Here is a 16,857-nt window from a genome sequence, read left to right as displayed (position 1 = left end):
AGGACAATGCCCGCGGCGGCCAGGCCGCAGGCCATGGCCAGATTGATCCATGTCGCGACCAGGGCCAGCGACCATGTCCGTCGCATCATTTGGTTCCGTAGTTCAGGCGCCAGTTAATCTCGGACCAGTCGGGGATCTTGTCGTTGACCTTGCGGTCGTCGAATGGCTTGTCAGTGCCGGCGACGCGGCCCGTCAGGAAACGGGCCTTGACCCTCTCGTGCATCACGCCTCCGCCAGTGATAGATCCATGGCGTGGACTTCGAGGCGGCCGCCTTCGGCCATTGGCAACGTCACCCCGACCTTCGGCGTGACCCGGCGCAACTGTTCATCGAGCAAGGCCGTCTGCCCTTCGGGCCATGAGGCCCGCTCGTTGACGACCTCGCGCATGTCGTCGCGGTCCAGGTTGTAGTAGCCGACCATATTCTCGGGGCCGAACAGCTCGACCTTGTAAAGCGTCTTCATCGTCTTGTCTTTCATATCGTATTGGACATTTGGGTGTCGTGTCAACTCGGAGAGCGACAGCGCTAGGGGTAAGCTGCGCTGTCGCCGACCGGGCTACCACGCTGTAGCTACATCTCCGCAGGGCTTCCAGGCCGGCGAAGATCCTCGCCGCTCCACCCTGAGGTGGAACGACTGGGACCTCAGCGGACCTTGGTAATGACGCCGACCTCGACCAGCGTCATGTCTCCTCGGATCGTCTCCTCTGTCATGAGGAGCTCGATGTAATCGGCCTCGACCTCGCCAGCCTGTTCGTTGAAGTCGATGGCGTAGTCGCGGACGCGATCTGATACGCACAGCGACTCCGGCGCGTTGGCTTCGAGCTGTTCGATCAGCTCGTCGACGTCGAAGAATTGACCCGGCTCGATGTCGCACGCCCGCGTCAGGACTGCGGCATGCCGCCGCGATAGGCGGCGCATCCACCGGCCATCCGGGTGTTGCTCGTCGGCGACTAGTTCATAGCCCCGCACAGTCAGGGCCTCCGTGGCGGCGCTCATTCTTCATCCGCCTTCAGTACAGCATTGTCGGGGAGGAGGTCGAGCTCCATATCCTGCGATATGAGGACCGCATTCCCGGGGATCGCGTCGATGATCTCATCGACCGCCGAGTCTTCACCCGAGTACACGAACCCACCATCGATCGCCGACGCCTCCAGCACCTCTTTCATGTCGGCCGTCAGGACCTCGTCCGGCACGTCGTACGTCGTGTACACGCGCATGTCCTGCGCTACTGTCACCATCATGTTCAGTCCTCCTTCTCTACCAGTACCGGCGCTTCGACGTGGGCGATTCCGCCGATCTCATCCGCCAGCGAGTTGAACGACGTGACCGATGCGTCGTAGCAGACCTGCGCATTGCGCAGATCGGCCTCGTCATAGTCGCCGTAGTCGGCCATGGAAGCCATGCGGTCGGCGTCCAGGTCCATGTACGCCGCAGCATCGGTGATCGCATCCTCGACCCGCTCACGGATACCGTCGTATCGATCTACGACGGCCTTGTCGCACAGCGACGTCTCACCCTTGAGCCAGAGCATGCCGTCGGTGTACCGGCCCGACACATCGATGTGGAAACCGCAGTCGTCCAGCTCGGTGTCGTAGTGGCGACCGTCGTCTTCGTCTCTGATGTAGACGCGCAGATCGCCGTGCTTTTCGTACAGGTCTTGCAGGTATTTGATCGTGGTCGAGAGCATCATTTCGGTTACCCCTTCTCAGTGGCGGGGCCTTGTCGGCCCCGCCGTGTTTGTCTAGATCCAGTGTATCGTACTGGACGTTTACGGTCAAGCTAGATCGGCTTCATCCTGCGTCGCAGGGCGGAACGTGAAGCTCTCACCCATAGGTGCATCATGGTGGTATTGCTTGGCTGTCAGCTTGCCGTCATCCGACAGCGTCCACACCTGCGTCCACTCGGAGCGGACGGCCAGCGCATCGGACCAGTCGTCGTTCTCGTCGACCAGCCTGTACCCCGACCGGTGCAGCCAACCCATGTTCGATCCTTCGATCATGTAGTAGCCCGCCGGAGACGGGTGTTCCATCTGGTAGCGGTCGACCATACCCTCGACGCACTCGTGCATGTCTTCCCAGCAGCCCATGCAGCCGTCCCACACGCCGACCGCGTCGCACTCGGGGCATGCGTCGTCATCGGGTAAACCGATATACCCTGCGTTGCAGTCCTCGCAGTAGCGGCATAGGCAAGAGTTGGTGATCTCAATCGTCATCTCAGCCATGGCGGACCTCCTCGACCAGGGCGCGGATCGTCGTCTGTCGACCTCCGCCGATCTTGGCTAGGTCGCGGGCGTCGCATCCCAGGGCCAGGCACTGGCGCAGGTTATCCAGTGCCAGCCTTGAACCGCCCAACCTATAGGCCGCAGCCATGCGGGCCATGGCATCCAGCTTGAGCTGGCGCTTATTGTCTTTCATCGTTACCCCTTGATGAATCATGTTGGAATTGGGTCTAGTAACCCATGGCCCGCGATCCAACCAAGGGTTGGACCAGGGACCATTAATCACTAGGCGGTGGCGACCATGCACGCCTTGGCATACTTGCGCATGATCTTTCGTTGCTTGGATGTGATGTGCTTACGCTTACTCATCGAGTAGGCATAGGCCGATGACAGGCGGCACTTGTCGACTCGCTTCTTCGGGAACGTCTGCGGGACCTTCTTGCCAGTGCTGGTCACAGACCGCTTGGACTCGACCATGAACCCGCCGGTCTGGCGCTCACACTCACGCGTCATAGAGCGCTGGTTGTTGCGCTCCCGTTGCGTCACACGGCCATCGCGGCCGTAGTCCCAGAGCGTGGCAACGGCACCGGCGCAGTAGTCGACGGACAGGTCGACGGCATGCCCCGACAGCTTGGCCTTGGCCTCAGCCGGCGCCGGGTACATTGCAGCACCGGCGCCTAACAGCGCAGCGACAAGGAGCATGCCCAGCGTCGCGGTAACCCATTCATACACAGACTTCTTCTTCACGTCAGTTCTCCTCTTCCCACTCTTTGAATAGTTCGATCAGCGCATGGAACACTTCCTGCGCCATGTCATCCAGGGCGCAGGCCGCGATCTCATTGACGGTCTGAGACATGTAGCCGCGATACTCAGAGTCCCAGAGGTCTGCCGCAAACTCACGGCCCTCCCCTGCGCCCAGCGACGTCGCATACGCTCCGGCACCGTCTTCTTCGATCGTCATTTCGAAGTCGCGCCAGTCCTGAGCATCATCGGCGGCATCGATGAGATTTTCTGCCGTCTCTCGCACCAGTTGCCGCGTCGTATCAGACCAGCGCATGAACGAGACGTTCCGGCGCAGCTTCTCCTCCAGCGGCGCAGACAGGATCAAGTCGTAGGTGACCCCGTTGAACTCACGCCGGTACAGCTTGCGCAAGCACTCGTTGAATGTAGGCATTTTTCTATCCCCTTCTCAGTAGTCGACCCGTGTCGTTGCATTGCCATTGCGGGCGTAGATCTCATCCGGTCCGATGTACAGTTGATCGAACGGCAGTTCGCGGCCATGAGTGCGATAGACCGTCCGGCCCTTAGTAATCCCGATGCGCCCCGGCGCACCAGACGCGCTCAACAATTGATCGAGCCGGCCTGCCGTCGTGACAGAGTTCCACCCTGCTGTCGAAAGTGTCGTGTGGACCGGGACCAGCCCGAATCCGAGGACGTCTTGGAACCGTGAGCGGTTCAAGATATGGGCAATGACGTTGTTGTGGTATTCCACCAGGACGCCGTCTGTGATGAGCATCGACCCCTTGGAATGAGCCGTCGGATATGTATATGTGTTATGCCCCAGCTTTCGCTTAGGGATCGACCCCTGCCACTCCAAAGCGTTGGATGACGTGAGCCGTTCGGTCAATCGTGCTACAGCCATGTTTCTACCCCTAGAAATTGTGGTGGTGTCGGGCGCAGACTTGCGCCTCGCGGGGTCCAGAGACTTGAACTCTGGTGTATGCCACTACCCCTGCCAACGTATCGCGTTGGACTTCTCAGGCCGCGATATCCCCGTCGCAGCGGATGTCGTCATCGGCTTCGACGTCGTAAATCGCCTTCTCGCCCCGTTCGATGCCCAGCTTGATCGCGGTCTCACGGTCGGAGACACCCATCGATGCGTCCAGGCACATGGCCCCGGTATCCGGATCGATCCACCAGCCGATAGCGTTACCGGTCCAGGTGGCCTTACCCATGTCTCGCAACAATGCCATGATGCCGCAGTGGACTCTCGACTGGGTGAAGTCGCCGGTGTCCCAGGCCGGTCGCGCCACCGTCGGATTGACGATACCGCCGACGATGTACGGGAACGCCCCGATCATCGTCTCCTTCTCCCAGAAGGTGCCGCCCTTTTCGCCAGCGGCCAAATCGGCCATGATGTCCTGCGCCGCTGCGCGGCTACCGCGCCAGACCTTTTCGTTGCTCATTGTCTTACCCCTTGTTGTTGTTGATATGTCCATCATTTCATGTCCTACTGGACATTGTCAAGATGAAATATCGTGAGATGTTGTTATCTCATAGACCACTACCCCGCAGGGATAATGGCCTATCGGACTACAACAATTCATCCGAAACTATTTCGCGCCGGTGCTTAGGTGTCATCATTAATCATCACCCATCAGCATGTCATGTCCGACGATTAGCGCCTGCTTTGTCTGGCGCTGCATGTCTAACACCTCACGCTCAGCCTCGGCCGAGTCCTGAGCTCCGATCATACCCAGCTCAATCGTCTCAAGCTCACGCTCGGCGATATCGAGAAGTTCGATCAAAAGCCCCTTGGAAATGGTTACCGTATCCATTCTTACCCCTTATTCTAGTTGCCGCCGATCTATTATCGGAAGCCCCCGGAATTGTTCAAGCGTTAGCTTGAACAAAACCGTGTAAGAATAATTGGGCCGCTTCCAAATATTTCATGTCATTGTTAGTCAATGCCAACCCATAAAGTGCTAACCGGTTATCTCAAGCCGGAATAGTTGTTAGAGCATAAACGGCATATCTCGCCCTCCGGACGCTATTACCCCCGAAGGAATACGCGCTAGCGCATCCCCCCGCCTAATTACTTAGGTGTCCCTAACCCCTATCCCGGCCCTTGAAGATTGGGGTCCAAGAATGGTATTGGAAACTATCTATATTCAGTCACCCGAAGGTGAAAGAGTTATCAATAGGGCAACTGAAAAACATTACCCGGCCAACCGATCATCGCCTATCAGCCGGGGCAGAATCGTGCGAGTCGGGCCTATTCTTTTAAAAGTGAATCGGTGTTACGTTGTCTAGTCTAACGTACTGGACTGGACATTGTCAATCCGACTGGAAACCAGATTCACTAGCGGCCTAACCGTTCTGCTCTGGCAGGACTTACTAAGCGCTAATCCGTGCGGGGTAGTTCTATGCCCATAACCGCCGGGGCCGTTCATGCCCGTCGTTTGCTTGACGTTGTCCACTCTAACACGTCCCGGCGGACCTTTGCAAGCCCGCCGCTCGGCTAGACCGAACTGCCAGCGCCGGGGCCTAAGCGCCGGTGACGGGGTGGTTTCTGTGTCCTGCCCTGTCGTGCTGACATGTCTAACTATACGCATGTCAGTGGACATTTGCAAACCGGCATCCGGTGAGCCGCGTCACATTGTGGCGGGTGCGCTTCACGGCCCGTGAGCGGTCCCAGGATCGCGCAGGTGCGCCGTGATGCCGCCGTGGCCACGCTGGGCCGTCCTAGGCCCGCTCACGGGCCGGTGAGCGCAGGTTGCGCAGCGAGGACGGGTCGTAGACGTGCGGATGCCGCGCGCATACGCGCGTGTCACTGCGCGCGCATACGCGCGCGGACCGGAGGTGCGCCTACGGGCGCGCCTGCGAGGCCCCGGTCACGGCTCGGTGACGATTCAGCCGTGCCCGGCGTGTCGTTTTGACGTGAGTGGGTGGGGGGAGGTACCCGCGCGCGGGCGCGCGCGCAGGACCGCTGGTCATAGCACCAGATCGCTCTCAGGTTTGAGAGTTAACTGTGAGGAGCCTGTGAGTCAGGGCTTCAGAGACGATTCCTCAATCGACTCTGGGGATATTAAGACCACCTCCAGATAGGACCAGGGCTCCTGGGGAGAAGGGGGTAAGGGGGTTGAGGGGCAACTGCGGCGAAGCCGCGCTATAGCTAAGCTATAGCCGCCCTCCAGGGCGGCGGTTATAGCTAAGAGGTAGTTACAACTAAGCAGCCCTTTGGGGCTGCTACTAAGAGGTAGTTAAGTTACAGCCAGCCTTTGGGCTGGCTGATGTAGCTAAGAAGTAACTAAGTGTAGCTAGCCTCCCGGCTAGCTACTAGTTAAGCGTAGCTACTCCCTTACGGTCGTAGCTACAGTCTGAGGCGAAGCTTCAGCGTAGCCTCGATGGAATCTCGGCTACACACCGTCATTGGAATGATGGCCGGCCACGGCCATCTAGTTGTAGTGTGACCGACCTGTCGTCGGTCACTAGTTACGCAGGCGCGACCAGGGGTCGCTCCTGGTAATGCAACCGTCACTGCAATGTCGATCCTCAGGATCGACGCTTACCTACGGGCGCGCGAGGAGCGCCCATCTAGTTTTGCCCGGATTGACCGTCGTCGTTCGAGCGGACATCGTTGTCCGCGACGATCTTTCACCTCCTTCCGTCGTCGCAGCCTCCGACGACGGTCTCCGGGTGTTTTGAACCTGCATATGCTGGTGACTCAGCAGGAAGCCCAACCAGACGTCACCCACTACTTCGATGTGCCCCTGGCCGGAATCGAACCGGCGACCTTTCGCTTAGGAGGCGGCTGCTCTATCCGCTGAGCTACAGGGGCGACCCCATCGACCATACCAGGAAGGGAACCATGACTCGAATCGACACCGACACGCACCTGTTCCGCATTACGCTGCGCAACGGCGACTACTACGAGGTCGTCGCCAAGGACGTCAGTGTCACGAGCATCCACCCCGGCATCATCGGCCTGGTCTACGAGGGCCTGGAGCAGCACATCGGCCAGCCTCACCTGGCCGCCATTCCCTCCAGCAGTCTTGAGTCGATCGTAATCTGGCCAGCGGAACCGGAAGAGCTGGCGGACGAGACATACCCTCAGACGAACGCCAAGGCCCCTAGAGCGGCCTAGAATGCGAAAGATGAGCACACGCTCATCTCTATAGCCGTTAGGCGCTTACAGCGCCTTCTGCGGCTTCTCATGGAATTTGACCGGCAGTGAACGACCAGTGGGACCTGAAATCCCATAGCGCCCCGCCATGGCGCGAATGGTATCTGCTGCCGTAGACGGCGCTCCGGCGGGCGCTCGGGGCCTGGCAGCCTCGAACGATCAGGTTCGACTCCGATCGCCGTCTTCACGCGCCAGCCCGTGGTCGTCAGGCTGGAAGCGACTGAGGTGCGTGGCAGTACCCCCTCACCCTCCGGGGCCGAGGAGTCCGGGATCGAAACCCGGTGGTCGCTCTATGTCCCCGCCGCTTTCGTAGATCGTACGCGGCGGGGATCTCCTATGGACGTAGCTCAATTGGCAGAGCAGCGGATTCCAAACCCGTTGGTTGCAGGTTCGATTCCTGCCGTTCATGCGACAGTCCCCCGCCGGCCTCATCGAGGCTCACTGGCGGGGCCCTTGATTTATCACCGCGTAATTCATGTTGAGCCGCGCGGTGATTTCGGATAAAAGCATTTTGGTGATGCACAGGGTCGCGCCCTGGAATCAAGTTCGACTCTTGGTTATCCGGCGTCGATGCCCACCCCGGCCAGGGTGGCTCGATAGAGAGTGGCAGAGTGTCGGAGCGGCGACACAGATCGTGGGTCGTCGCCGAGGTAATGCGGTTACATGCGGATGGTGCGCAAGATCCGAGTACGACTAGAAGATGGCAAATGCTGACGCTAGTTTTCGGAAAGGGATTCGGCTTAGCGGTCGATGAAATTGTCACGCTTAGCGGCCTTGTAATGCACGGTAGACATGCGGATATGAAGCGATCCTACCGTCGGGAGCTCATAACTCCCCTCTCACTAACGGGCTATAGCATAAATGGAAATGCGACGTCATCGATGAGATGACGGAAACCTCGGTTCGATTCCGAAGGCTCGACAATTCACTATCAATTTCAATTCAAGGATATATATGGCGCAGGTAATTGTCGACGGTAAAACATATGTACCCGCCGATGAGAATACCGGCCGAATCGGAATTGGAATTACGACAAGAAATAGGCCCGAGCTCCTCAAGAGACTGCTCGACCAGGTAATTAGTTCAGCTCCGGCCGACGCAAGAATTGTCGTCGTCGACGATTCTTCGACAAAGCCTGCGGTCGTTCCCGGCCGAGTTAATACGCTTATCAGGTATTCCGATAATGTCGGGGTGGCCCAGGCGAAGAACAAATGCATCGAAGAACTCATGCGCGACAAAGGCGTCGCGCACCTATTCCTCCTCGACGACGATGCCATTATCAAAGACGGCGGCGTCTGGGATGCCTACGTCGCGGCGCCCGAGCCGCACTACGCCTACTCGTCTGGACTCATCGAGGTCCACCGCCAGGATGGACTTCGCGCCTGGAATCTATCGGGCGGAGTCTTTCTCTACTATCGGCGTGACGTCATTGAAGACGTCGGAGGCATGGACCCCAAGTACGGCCTGTATGGCGCAGAGCACGTCGGCCTGTCCGACCGCATCTACAACCGCGGTTGGACGACGGCTCGATACCAGGACATCACCGATGGCGATAAGTACGTCTCGGGCGAGGACTACACTAATCGCAATCACAAGACGGCAGCGTCCCCGGCTGCCGTCAAGTACAACCAGGATGCCGGTCGGCCGCTGTGGATCGCGTCCCGCGACGACGCCTACTCACTGGAATATAGGTCCGACTCCGACGTCGTCATTACGACGCTACTGACTAAGCATCCCGACCCGCAGCGCGGGTCAGCCATGCGAGCGTCGACCAGCGAGCTGAGTGACCTGGCCCTGTCGATCAAGGCTGGAGACCTCGTCGTCCTCCACGACGACCTGTCGAACCCGTCGCTGAAGACGGGAAACAACCACGACGTCCAGTTCATCAAGGTCGACTCGTCGGTCGGCAATCCCTATTTCGCCCGGTGGCTTCATATCTGGCAATACCTCCGCGACCACCCTGAGTGGGCGCGCGTCTGGTGCGTCGATGGCACCGACGTCCGGCAACTTCGCAACCCATTCCAGGCGCTCAAGACGTCGACGATCTACGTCGGCTGGGAGCCCCAGGTATACGGCTCGGTCCCGTGGTTCGCCAAGAACCACAAGGGTGCCGATGCCAAGAAGTTCTTGACCGACCATGAGTCCGACCAGGTCGTCAATGCCGGCCTCGTCGGCGGCGACTACAAGACGGTCCTGGAGTTCGCGAACGCGATGTGGCGCCGCTACCTCGATCGTGAACAGTTCCGCCACGACGGGTGGACCGACGGCATTCATGGCGTCGGAGACATGCTCGACTTCGGTGCCGTCGTCTATGAGCAGTTCGGCGATCGGTTCCGCACGGGGACCGAGGTCGCGACGATCTTCAAGGCCGAGGAGCGCGACAACGGGGCGAGCTTTTGGGCACACAAGTAAGGAGGCGCAGATGATTCAGTATGCCATCGCCAGTGTGCCCGAGCGGCACGACAATGCCGTCTCGCTGGCTGATCGCCTGGCCGCCGACCTGATCGTCGACCACGAGCATCGCGGCCATGTATGGACGCACAGAGAGGCCTGGGGCCGGCATCTCGATCGAGAGACCGACGGCGCCCTCGTCGTCCTTGAGGACGACGTCAGGCTTTGCTCAGACTTTGACCAGCATATTCAGGAGGAGATCGACGCCCTTGGTCGAGACGAGATCCTTTCCCTCTATATGGGGCGCAGGTCGCCGACCCGCGATCAAGCTCAACTGCTTTTCCGGACTGCGGCTTATACGGGAGCTCCACTCTCGACTCCGCATGTCTTTAACGCTCTGGGCCTTGGTATCCCCTTCGCCCTGATCGACGACATGCTCGAATACACCGAGCCCATGGCCGGCCCGTGGGACGAGATCGTCGAGTCCTGGGTCAAGGCGCGCGATCTGCGCGTCCGCTACTCGGTGCCATCGCACATCGATCACCTCGATCTACCGACGACACTCCCCCGCACTGCCTATCAGCCGCGACCTCAAGGTCGCGTGGCATGGAGCTTCTGCAAGGCATGAGTAAAGGCTCCTGGAGAACCGAGCCTCTGCCGGCTAACTGGGAGGAGCTCCGCCGCGCCGTCTTTAAGCGCGACGGCTACCAGTGTGTCGAGATCCTCGACGACGGCACTCGCTGCCGGCGCATGGCTACCGACTGCGACCACATCATCCCTGGCGGAGATGACTCGATGACAAACCTACGTTCGCTTTGCGCCGCCCATCACCGCCAGAAGAGCGGAGCCGAAGGCGGCGGCAAAGTCCATAAGAAACTGGCGCATCCCCTTCGACGCCCCCCGGCGAGGCGCTGGGGAGACGCCGAATAGCCGGAGGCCAGGAGCCTCCAGTTAGGAGGCAATGATGCCTGGCCCAATCCCGCTGAGAAGCGATGAACGAACAGGGCACGCCCATGGCGCCGGCGGTCAATCCGCCGGCATTACATCCGGAACCCTTCAGCCGGTCAAGTGGCCTCAGGTCAAGAAGGAATGGACCGACACGGCCAAGGAGCTCTACCGAGGCAAGAAGGCCTCAGGCGATGCCGAATACATGCAGCAGAGCGATATCGCTCGCCTGCGGTTCCTCTGCGACAACGTCACGTTCTATGAGCGACAGGGAATCCGGTCGGCAATGATGCTGGCCAATCTCCAGTCGGAGATGTCGAACCTCATGTTCTCCGAAGGCGATCGCCGGCGAGCTCGCATCGAGCTCTCCAAGGTCGACACCTCGAAAGAAGACGCCCAGGTCGTAGCCCTCCGGGGCTACAAGGACATGCTGGGCGGCCCCGCGACGAAATGACTCAGATCCTTGACTACCCCTTCAAGAGTGGGTGGCACCACAAGGCGTTGGGTAATAGCTGGAAGGTCACGGACGATGGCAACTGGTATCTGCCCGAGCGGACGCTCGGCTGGCAGATCCTTGCTTGGTGCTCCGTATGGCTCCTGAATGACCAGGGCGAACCCTGGCGGTTTACGCCGGAGCAGTCACGCTTCATCCTCTGGTGGTATGCCGTAGACGAGCGGGGCAAGCACCCGTGGCAACAGGGAGTTCTCCAGCGGCTCAAGGGCTGGGGTAAGGACCCTTTGTGCGCGGCGCTAGCTCTCGTCGAGCTGGTCGGCCCCTGTCGGTTCTCTCACTTCGACTCGGTCGGCAACCCGGTCGCCGTCCCTAACCCGAACGCCTACGTCACCGTCTCGGCCGTCTCTGAAGGCCAGACCAGGAACACCGGCGACGTCCTTAAGTGGATGGTCTCGCCGGCCATGAGCAAGGAGTACGGCCTCAAGATCGGCGCCGAGAAGGTGCTGGCCAATGGCGGCCGCAATGAGTTGTTGTTTTCGGCATCGAGCTACCGCTCGATCGAGGGTAAGCGTCCGACGTTCTCGATCCTTAACGAGACCCAGCACTGGGTCTTGGGCAACGCCGGCAAGAAGATGTACGAGACGCTGTCGGGCAACCTGACGAAGATCGCCGGTGCACGCGCCCTGGCGATTACCAATGCCTACCAGCCCGGCGAGGACTCTGTCGCTGAAGATACGCGTGCGGCGTACCTCGACCAGGTCGAGATGGATTCTCGCTTCCCCGGCAAGCGCCGCGGCCCCGGCATCTACTACGACTCACTTGAAGCTGATCCGTCGGCTCCGGCAGACGATCCCGATGCGATCGTCGAAGTCGTCTCTGAAATTCGCGGCGACTCAATCTGGCTAGACCCTGAGCAGATCGTCGGCTCGTTCCTCAACCGATCGATCTCGATCTCGCACAACCTGCGAATGTTCTACAACCAGATCGTCGCCAAGGAGGACGCCCTCTTCAATGAGGACGAATGGGATCAGTGCCGCTACAGCGGAGATGACATCGAGCTCAAGCCTGGCGCGGAGATCGTGCTCGGCTTCGATGGCGGCAAGACCGATGACGCGACGGCGCTCATCGCCAAGCGCGTCAGCGACGGTGTCGTCTTCCCTCTCATGATTTGGGAGAAGCCTCCGTCCTATGTCGAGAAGGGCTGGGAGATCGACCGGTCCCAGGTCGACTCCTATGTCCACTGGGCATTCAAGACCTACAAGGTCTTGGCCTTCTATGCCGACGTCAAGCTGTGGGAATCGTATATCGACAAGTGGTCGGACACCTACCGCAGCGAGCTCGTCATCAAGGCATCCCCCAAGTCTCCGATCGGGTGGGACATGCGTGGCGGCGGCGAGAAGATCACGCGCGCCAACGAGTCGCTAATGACTCGCGTCTTCGACGGGTCGTTCCAGCACAACGGCAACCGCGTCCTGCGCAAGCACGCACTCAATGCGCGGCGCCGAGAGAACCGGTGGGGTGTGACGTTCGGCAAGGAGTCACGCGAATCCCCCCTCAAGGTCGACGGCTACGCCGCGACGATCCTCGCCGAGATGGCCTATCGCGACCTTCTTGAGTCGAACAAGACCGCAAACCGGCGCACGCCCGGAACCCTCATCGCTTACTGACAAGGAACGAATTGGCAGATACTGCGCTAGAAGAAGAGGTCGAGTCGAGCCTCGTCGAAGATCTCGACGATCTCTTTACCTCGCTCCTACGGGAGCGTGAGATTACAACCGTATGTGACGACTACATCAACGGCGACCAGGAAGATCCCTGGTCGCCCGACGAGCTCGACCAGGAGTATGCCGAGCTCAAGGAACGAGCCAAGGTCAATGTCATCCGGCTACCGCCGCTTGTCGCATCCGAGGTATCGAGCGTCGCCGGCTACCGCCGAGTCAAGGACTATGACGAAGACGGCAACGAGATCTCAGAGCGGTTCCCGCAGGAGTTCAAGGACTTCCGCCGGCTGCGCCTGAGCAATCTTCAGAACGTCGTTCACCACGCCTCGGCCACCTATGGCCAGGCGTTTGTCGAAGTCTACAAGGACGGCTCGAAGCCGGGCGCCAACGTCCTGTCGTCGCTGAACACGACAGCCCTCTGGGATAACGCCGTCTCCGATGAGCACCCGCGATCGGCGCTGACGGTCATCCGCCGGCCAAGCGACGGAAACGGCAAGAAGGTTATCCACGGCCTGGCCTACGGATGGGATCGGACGACTAAGTACCGCCTCGTCACCGACGACGAAGGGCGATGGGTTGTCGCGGCCTCGGGGCCGCACGGCTTCTCCGATACGCCAGTCACGAGATTCCCGTGCTTCCTCGATTCCGAGGGCCGGGTCTCTGGGCTGGTCGAGAACCTGATCGAGCCGCAGGACCGGATCAATCAGACGGTCCTGGACTTGCTGACCGGCCAGGCTTATACCGGCAATCAGATCTACACGATCGCCGGCGTCCGCGGCGAGCAGGTCATCGATTACGATGGCCAGCCCAAGGTCGACTCCGACGGCAATCCGGTCTATAAGCCGTTCCGCATGTCGGCCCGCAGGGTCCTGACATCGGAGCAGCCCGACACTAAGTTCGATCGCATCCAGGCCGGCAGCCTGGAAGATCTCCTGGCAGCTCTGGGCTCATCGCTTCAGATGTTCGCCATCGCCGGCCAACAGTCGCCGTACCTCTACAACGGCAACATCTCGAACCTGGCGGCCGAGACGATCGCGGCTCTTGACTCCCAGTTCTTCCGTCTGATCGAGTTCCTGCACCGCCAGTGGGGCGAATCCTGGGCCTCGATCTTCCGCCTCTTCGCTGAAGCCAATGGCGACCAGGAGGGCGCCACGGCGTGGGACGTCGAAGTTCGCTGGGAGGACTACTCGATCAAGACCTTCTCGGCCTACGCCGACGGTCTGGCCAAGGTTGCGGACTCTCTTCAGATCCCCGCCGAGGGGCTGTGGCACATGGTCCCCGACGTCTCGTCGTCGACGATCGAATACTGGCGCAGCCTCAAGGCTCGCGCCGATGACTACGCCTTCGATGCAGAGGGGGATGACGAGTTCGAGCGACAGCTCGACTTGAGCCGGAACCCTCAGCCGACGCCTGAGGTGGTCGATGTCCGGGCAAGAAGTTGACCTCCTGGAACTCCTCTACTCCGAGGCGTCGACGCGCCTCGGCTTGGCTGTCGGCGCTGCGGCCCGCGATTCATACCGCACGGTCAACCCGACCAAGCCCAAGGGTGGTGACTGGCAGCGCCAGATCTATCGCCTAGCCCTGGCCGGCCGCAAGCTATCGGTTCAGCTCGCCATCTCCTACTACCGGTATACGTCGGCCCTTCAGACCGGCGTCAGCTTCAAGCATCCGGACGGTCGCGATGAAGCGACCCTGAAGGAGCTGCGCGACGAGTTTACCGACATGGCTCAGGCCATCCTCGACATGGACTTCACGTCGATCGACGACTCTGACGAAGATGTCCGCTGGCTCGATGACACGGTCAACGACCTCGATCGCTCAAGCGAAGACGACGAATTCCCGCGTACCGCGCTAGAGCACTCCCTGGCGGACTGGCTCGGCGCCAAGCACAAGGATGGATCAGTCCGCTTCAAAGAGCTGGGCTGGCCGCAGGACCGCATCGACTCGATCGAGAAGGCCGCGCAAGAGTTCGAGAAGTATCTCGACGAAGCTGGCGTGACCAGCCTTGAGGACAAGGTCGACCGGATCATCAAGCGCAATCAAGCTGCGCAGAAGATCAAGGACCTCATCGACGAGGAGTTCCGCAAGCACGCCAACCGCATCGCAGGCATTGCCGATAAGGCATCCCTCGATGCCGGCCGCGACATTATCCTCCAGTCGGCCCGCAAGGACTCGCGGCGCAAAGCATATGCGCGCGGCGTGCGCGCCGGCTGCTGTCACTTCTGCGCCATGCTAGCCAGCCGCGGCTTCGACTTCTTCAACGAGCAGTCAGCCGCATTCAAGGCACATCCCAACTGCCACTGCTTCCCCATCGTGCGGTGGCAGACCAACGAACTTCCAGAGCGCAACGCCTACTACTCCGACATGTGGACAGACGTCACGCGGGGCAAGAGCGGGCGAGACGCCCGCAAGGCCTGGCGCAACTGGATCAACGCCGAGCGGCGCAAGAGCGCCTCGGCAAACTCAAAGACTACTACTCCCAGGAGGGGTAATGGACGAGGACGAGCAGGGCAAGACCCCGGAGGTCGAGCCCGAGGAAAACGAACAGCCGAACGATCAGGAGAACGTCGAACCCGATAAGGACGACGACCTGCCCGAATGGGCGCGCAAGCGCATCGAGAAGGCCAACAAGGAAGCCGCGAGCTACCGCACGCAGCTTCGCGAAACGCAGGAGAAGCTCAAGGACGCTAAGACGCCCGAGGAGATCCAGGCGCTTTCTGCGGAGTTTGCCGAGCAGCTCAAGGTCAAGGATCGCGAGCTGGTCATTGCCCAGCATCAGATCCCCGAGGAATATCACGTCCTCGTCACTGGCGACACCCCCGAGGAATGGGAAGCGTCTGCCGCACTCATCGAAAAGCTCCGTGGCGATAAGACGCCGCCGGCTCCTCCTGAAACCAAGACGCCGCCTCAGGGCGGGCGCAAGGGGAACGAGGCTCCCAGCGACGAAGACTACCTCGCCAAGGCTCGGCGCGCACTCAAGCGCCGGTAAGTAACTAACAGGAGAACATTTGGTCTATCTGCCGAATACCACGGTCAAGCCGAAGGTGCTCGTCGACGCAGCCGTCGACGCACTGGGCGACACCGCCGTGGCGTCGAACCTTGTCACCAAGCAGGGATTCGAGAAGTTCCTCGGTGTCGAAGGTGACACCATTTCTATGCGAGTCAAGGGCACCCTGCCCGTGCGGGAGTATGGCTTCCGCAATGACCGCTCTCAGCCGATCGTGACCGACACGATCAAGGACACGGTCGTCAACGTCAAGATCGACCTGACCCACAACTACTCGGCCCTGAAGCTGATCGACGAAGATAAGCTCTTCGATTTCGACGGCTCCTGGGGCGACCTGTTCGCCCGCCAGATCGAAGCGCTGACGAACTACAACGAGTTCAAGGTCATCAACCAGATCCACAACGCCCCGGTTGAATACCTGGGCATCGTTGACGTCACCGCCGCCTCCATCAAGGAAGAGACGGAGAAGCATCGCGATCCGATCTTCAACGCGATCGTCGACGCCAAGGCCGCGATCAAGAAGATGCGCACCCCCGAAGCATCCTTCACCTGCCTGTGCGGGTCGAACTTCGCGGCCGAGCTCATTAAGAGCAACCGTCTGGTCTTTGCCGAGGGCGACGGTTCTGCGCTGTCGACCGCGACGCTCGGCTCTATTGCCGGCGTCACCTTCGTCGAGTCGAACATCATTCCCGAGGACGAGGCGTACATCTTCGCCAAGTCCGGCTTCGTCCTGTACAACGCCGCTCCCCCGGCGCCGACTTCGGCACCGTACACCGCTTCGGCTTCTGCCGGCGGCTTCGCGCTGCGCTGGATCATGGACTACGACACGTCGTTCCTGACCGACCGGTCCGTCTACGACACCTACGTCGGCTACGACTACACCAAGGATTACATCCAGGTGCAGAACGCGCAGGGCCAGTCGTTCCACTCGGGCATGTTTGAGGATGCGCCGTACTTCACCCGCGGCATCAAGCTGTTCCTGAAGACTGACGATAACGAGGGCAAGGATGCCTCCGGCAATGTCGTCGAGGCATTCGAGCCTGGCGACGGCAAGGCCTTGAACGAGAAGGGCAACCCGACTGCCGGTTCGAAGGAAGGTTCCTTCCTGGACCTGGCCTTCCACAACAAGCTGACCGAGCTGACGCACTACACCGACAAGACTCAGCTCTTCCCGGGCGTCCTCGAAGTCCCTGGTGTCATGCCTATCGGGTCCTGA

General features: G+C 60.3%; 21 protein-coding genes and 2 tRNA genes. 10 read left to right on the top strand and 13 right to left on the bottom strand.

Features of this window, described 5'->3' with window-relative positions:
• Positions 1–85: 85 nt before the first annotated feature.
• The 13 genes from NQ034_RS06240 to NQ034_RS06180 form a co-directional block, all read right to left on the bottom strand.
• Positions 86–223 carry a hypothetical protein gene (locus NQ034_RS06240; protein WP_257047695.1) on the bottom strand — a complete coding sequence of 46 codons (138 nt, stop codon included), beginning with the start codon at positions 221–223 and terminating at the stop codon, positions 86–88.
• Positions 223–477 (bottom strand): hypothetical protein, encoded by a 255-nt coding sequence (locus NQ034_RS06235; protein WP_257047694.1) that lies wholly within the window; start codon positions 475–477, stop codon positions 223–225. The genes NQ034_RS06240 and NQ034_RS06235 overlap by 1 nt, the downstream gene beginning before the upstream one ends.
• A gap of 164 nt (positions 478–641) precedes the next feature.
• The gene (locus NQ034_RS06230; protein WP_257047690.1) at positions 642–995 is read right to left on the bottom strand and encodes a hypothetical protein; all 354 of its coding nucleotides are present in this window, start codon (positions 993–995) and stop codon (positions 642–644) included.
• The gene (locus NQ034_RS06225) at positions 992–1,240 is read right to left on the bottom strand and encodes a hypothetical protein (RefSeq protein WP_257047689.1); all 249 of its coding nucleotides are present in this window, start codon (positions 1,238–1,240) and stop codon (positions 992–994) included. The genes NQ034_RS06230 and NQ034_RS06225 overlap by 4 nt, the downstream gene beginning before the upstream one ends.
• A gap of 2 nt (positions 1,241–1,242) precedes the next feature.
• The gene (locus NQ034_RS06220) at positions 1,243–1,689 is read right to left on the bottom strand and encodes a hypothetical protein (RefSeq protein ID WP_257047688.1); all 447 of its coding nucleotides are present in this window, start codon (positions 1,687–1,689) and stop codon (positions 1,243–1,245) included.
• Between the two features lie 84 nt (positions 1,690–1,773).
• Complete coding sequence (locus NQ034_RS06215) at positions 1,774–2,220, bottom strand: hypothetical protein (protein ID WP_257047687.1); 447 nt, start codon at positions 2,218–2,220, stop codon at positions 1,774–1,776.
• Positions 2,213–2,413 (bottom strand): hypothetical protein, encoded by a 201-nt coding sequence (locus NQ034_RS06210; protein ID WP_257047686.1) that lies wholly within the window; start codon positions 2,411–2,413, stop codon positions 2,213–2,215. The genes NQ034_RS06215 and NQ034_RS06210 overlap by 8 nt, the downstream gene beginning before the upstream one ends.
• A gap of 89 nt (positions 2,414–2,502) precedes the next feature.
• Entirely contained in the window at positions 2,503–2,949 is a 447-nt protein-coding gene (locus NQ034_RS06205; protein ID WP_257047685.1) for a hypothetical protein, read from the bottom strand.
• A 16-nt stretch (positions 2,950–2,965) separates the two neighbouring features.
• Positions 2,966–3,391, bottom strand: a complete 426-nt coding sequence (locus NQ034_RS06200; protein ID WP_257047683.1) for a hypothetical protein — start codon at positions 3,389–3,391, stop codon at positions 2,966–2,968.
• Positions 3,392–3,406: 15 nt separating this feature from the next.
• Positions 3,407–3,733 carry a hypothetical protein gene (locus NQ034_RS06195; RefSeq protein ID WP_257047682.1) on the bottom strand — a complete coding sequence of 109 codons (327 nt, stop codon included), beginning with the start codon at positions 3,731–3,733 and terminating at the stop codon, positions 3,407–3,409.
• A gap of 241 nt (positions 3,734–3,974) precedes the next feature.
• Positions 3,975–4,403 carry a hypothetical protein gene (locus NQ034_RS06190; RefSeq protein ID WP_257047681.1) on the bottom strand — a complete coding sequence of 143 codons (429 nt, stop codon included), beginning with the start codon at positions 4,401–4,403 and terminating at the stop codon, positions 3,975–3,977.
• 177 nt (positions 4,404–4,580) lie between these two features.
• Positions 4,581–4,775, bottom strand: a complete 195-nt coding sequence (locus NQ034_RS06185; protein WP_257047680.1) for a hypothetical protein — start codon at positions 4,773–4,775, stop codon at positions 4,581–4,583.
• Between the two features lie 1,930 nt (positions 4,776–6,705).
• Positions 6,706–6,778, bottom strand: a tRNA-Arg gene (locus tag NQ034_RS06180).
• 30 nt (positions 6,779–6,808) lie between these two features.
• Here NQ034_RS06180 and NQ034_RS06175 point away from each other — a divergent pair.
• The 10 genes from NQ034_RS06175 to NQ034_RS06130 all read left to right on the top strand — a co-directional run bounded on the left by NQ034_RS06175 (position 6,809) and on the right by NQ034_RS06130 (position 16,857).
• Positions 6,809–7,084 carry a hypothetical protein gene (locus NQ034_RS06175; protein ID WP_257047679.1) on the top strand — a complete coding sequence of 92 codons (276 nt, stop codon included), beginning with the start codon at positions 6,809–6,811 and terminating at the stop codon, positions 7,082–7,084.
• A gap of 375 nt (positions 7,085–7,459) precedes the next feature.
• Positions 7,460–7,532, top strand: a tRNA-Trp gene (locus NQ034_RS06170).
• A gap of 545 nt (positions 7,533–8,077) precedes the next feature.
• The gene (locus tag NQ034_RS06165) at positions 8,078–9,535 is read left to right on the top strand and encodes a glycosyltransferase (RefSeq protein ID WP_257047678.1); all 1,458 of its coding nucleotides are present in this window, start codon (positions 8,078–8,080) and stop codon (positions 9,533–9,535) included.
• 10 nt (positions 9,536–9,545) lie between these two features.
• Positions 9,546–10,142 carry a glycosyltransferase family protein gene (locus tag NQ034_RS06160; RefSeq protein ID WP_257047677.1) on the top strand — a complete coding sequence of 199 codons (597 nt, stop codon included), beginning with the start codon at positions 9,546–9,548 and terminating at the stop codon, positions 10,140–10,142.
• Positions 10,143–10,478: 336 nt separating this feature from the next.
• Entirely contained in the window at positions 10,479–10,913 is a 435-nt protein-coding gene (locus NQ034_RS06155) for a phage terminase small subunit (protein WP_257047675.1), read from the top strand.
• Positions 10,910–12,580 (top strand): terminase large subunit domain-containing protein, encoded by a 1,671-nt coding sequence (locus NQ034_RS06150; RefSeq protein WP_257047674.1) that lies wholly within the window; start codon positions 10,910–10,912, stop codon positions 12,578–12,580. The genes NQ034_RS06155 and NQ034_RS06150 overlap by 4 nt, the downstream gene beginning before the upstream one ends.
• An 11-nt stretch (positions 12,581–12,591) precedes the next feature.
• Positions 12,592–14,076 carry a phage portal protein gene (locus NQ034_RS06145; protein WP_257047672.1) on the top strand — a complete coding sequence of 495 codons (1,485 nt, stop codon included), beginning with the start codon at positions 12,592–12,594 and terminating at the stop codon, positions 14,074–14,076.
• On the top strand, positions 14,057–15,214 hold the full coding sequence (locus NQ034_RS06140) for a VG15 protein (RefSeq protein WP_257047670.1): 1,158 nt from the start codon (positions 14,057–14,059) through the stop codon (positions 15,212–15,214). Before NQ034_RS06145 ends, NQ034_RS06140 begins: the two co-directional genes overlap by 20 nt.
• The gene (locus tag NQ034_RS06135; protein WP_257047669.1) at positions 15,126–15,623 is read left to right on the top strand and encodes a hypothetical protein; all 498 of its coding nucleotides are present in this window, start codon (positions 15,126–15,128) and stop codon (positions 15,621–15,623) included. The genes NQ034_RS06140 and NQ034_RS06135 overlap by 89 nt, the downstream gene beginning before the upstream one ends.
• Before the next feature lie 19 nt (positions 15,624–15,642).
• On the top strand, positions 15,643–16,857 hold the full coding sequence (locus NQ034_RS06130; protein ID WP_257047668.1) for a hypothetical protein: 1,215 nt from the start codon (positions 15,643–15,645) through the stop codon (positions 16,855–16,857).

The sequence above is a fragment of the Brevibacterium moorei genome, assembly GCF_024580735.1.
Taxonomy (GTDB): domain Bacteria; phylum Actinomycetota; class Actinomycetes; order Actinomycetales; family Brevibacteriaceae; genus Brevibacterium; species Brevibacterium moorei.
This window is presented reverse-complemented; position numbering and strand designations above follow the sequence as displayed.

What these genes read in the sequence shown, in the direction of transcription:
- NQ034_RS06225 (WP_257047689.1), bottom strand. Translation starts at nt 1,240, where the DNA reads ATGATGGTGACAGTAGCGCAGGACATGCGCGTGTACACGACGTACGAC.
- NQ034_RS06190 (WP_257047681.1), bottom strand. Translation starts at nt 4,403, where the DNA reads ATGAGCAACGAAAAGGTCTGGCGCGGTAGCCGCGCAGCGGCGCAGGAC.
- NQ034_RS06235 (WP_257047694.1), bottom strand. Translation starts at nt 477, where the DNA reads ATGAAAGACAAGACGATGAAGACGCTTTACAAGGTCGAGCTGTTCGGC.
- NQ034_RS06220 (WP_257047688.1), bottom strand. Translation starts at nt 1,689, where the DNA reads ATGATGCTCTCGACCACGATCAAATACCTGCAAGACCTGTACGAAAAG.
- NQ034_RS06155 (WP_257047675.1), top strand. Translation starts at nt 10,479, where the DNA reads ATGCCTGGCCCAATCCCGCTGAGAAGCGATGAACGAACAGGGCACGCC.
- NQ034_RS06215 (WP_257047687.1), bottom strand. Translation starts at nt 2,220, where the DNA reads ATGGCTGAGATGACGATTGAGATCACCAACTCTTGCCTATGCCGCTAC.
- NQ034_RS06150 (WP_257047674.1), top strand. Translation starts at nt 10,910, where the DNA reads ATGACTCAGATCCTTGACTACCCCTTCAAGAGTGGGTGGCACCACAAG.
- NQ034_RS06160 (WP_257047677.1), top strand. Translation starts at nt 9,546, where the DNA reads ATGATTCAGTATGCCATCGCCAGTGTGCCCGAGCGGCACGACAATGCC.
- NQ034_RS06165 (WP_257047678.1), top strand. Translation starts at nt 8,078, where the DNA reads ATGGCGCAGGTAATTGTCGACGGTAAAACATATGTACCCGCCGATGAG.
- NQ034_RS06140 (WP_257047670.1), top strand. Translation starts at nt 14,057, where the DNA reads ATGTCCGGGCAAGAAGTTGACCTCCTGGAACTCCTCTACTCCGAGGCG.
- NQ034_RS06230 (WP_257047690.1), bottom strand. Translation starts at nt 995, where the DNA reads ATGAGCGCCGCCACGGAGGCCCTGACTGTGCGGGGCTATGAACTAGTC.
- NQ034_RS06210 (WP_257047686.1), bottom strand. Translation starts at nt 2,413, where the DNA reads ATGAAAGACAATAAGCGCCAGCTCAAGCTGGATGCCATGGCCCGCATG.
- NQ034_RS06135 (WP_257047669.1), top strand. Translation starts at nt 15,126, where the DNA reads ATGGACGAGGACGAGCAGGGCAAGACCCCGGAGGTCGAGCCCGAGGAA.
- NQ034_RS06200 (WP_257047683.1), bottom strand. Translation starts at nt 3,391, where the DNA reads ATGCCTACATTCAACGAGTGCTTGCGCAAGCTGTACCGGCGTGAGTTC.
- NQ034_RS06175 (WP_257047679.1), top strand. Translation starts at nt 6,809, where the DNA reads ATGACTCGAATCGACACCGACACGCACCTGTTCCGCATTACGCTGCGC.
- NQ034_RS06185 (WP_257047680.1), bottom strand. Translation starts at nt 4,775, where the DNA reads ATGGATACGGTAACCATTTCCAAGGGGCTTTTGATCGAACTTCTCGAT.
- NQ034_RS06240 (WP_257047695.1), bottom strand. Translation starts at nt 223, where the DNA reads ATGCACGAGAGGGTCAAGGCCCGTTTCCTGACGGGCCGCGTCGCCGGC.
- NQ034_RS06195 (WP_257047682.1), bottom strand. Translation starts at nt 3,733, where the DNA reads ATGCTCATCACAGACGGCGTCCTGGTGGAATACCACAACAACGTCATT.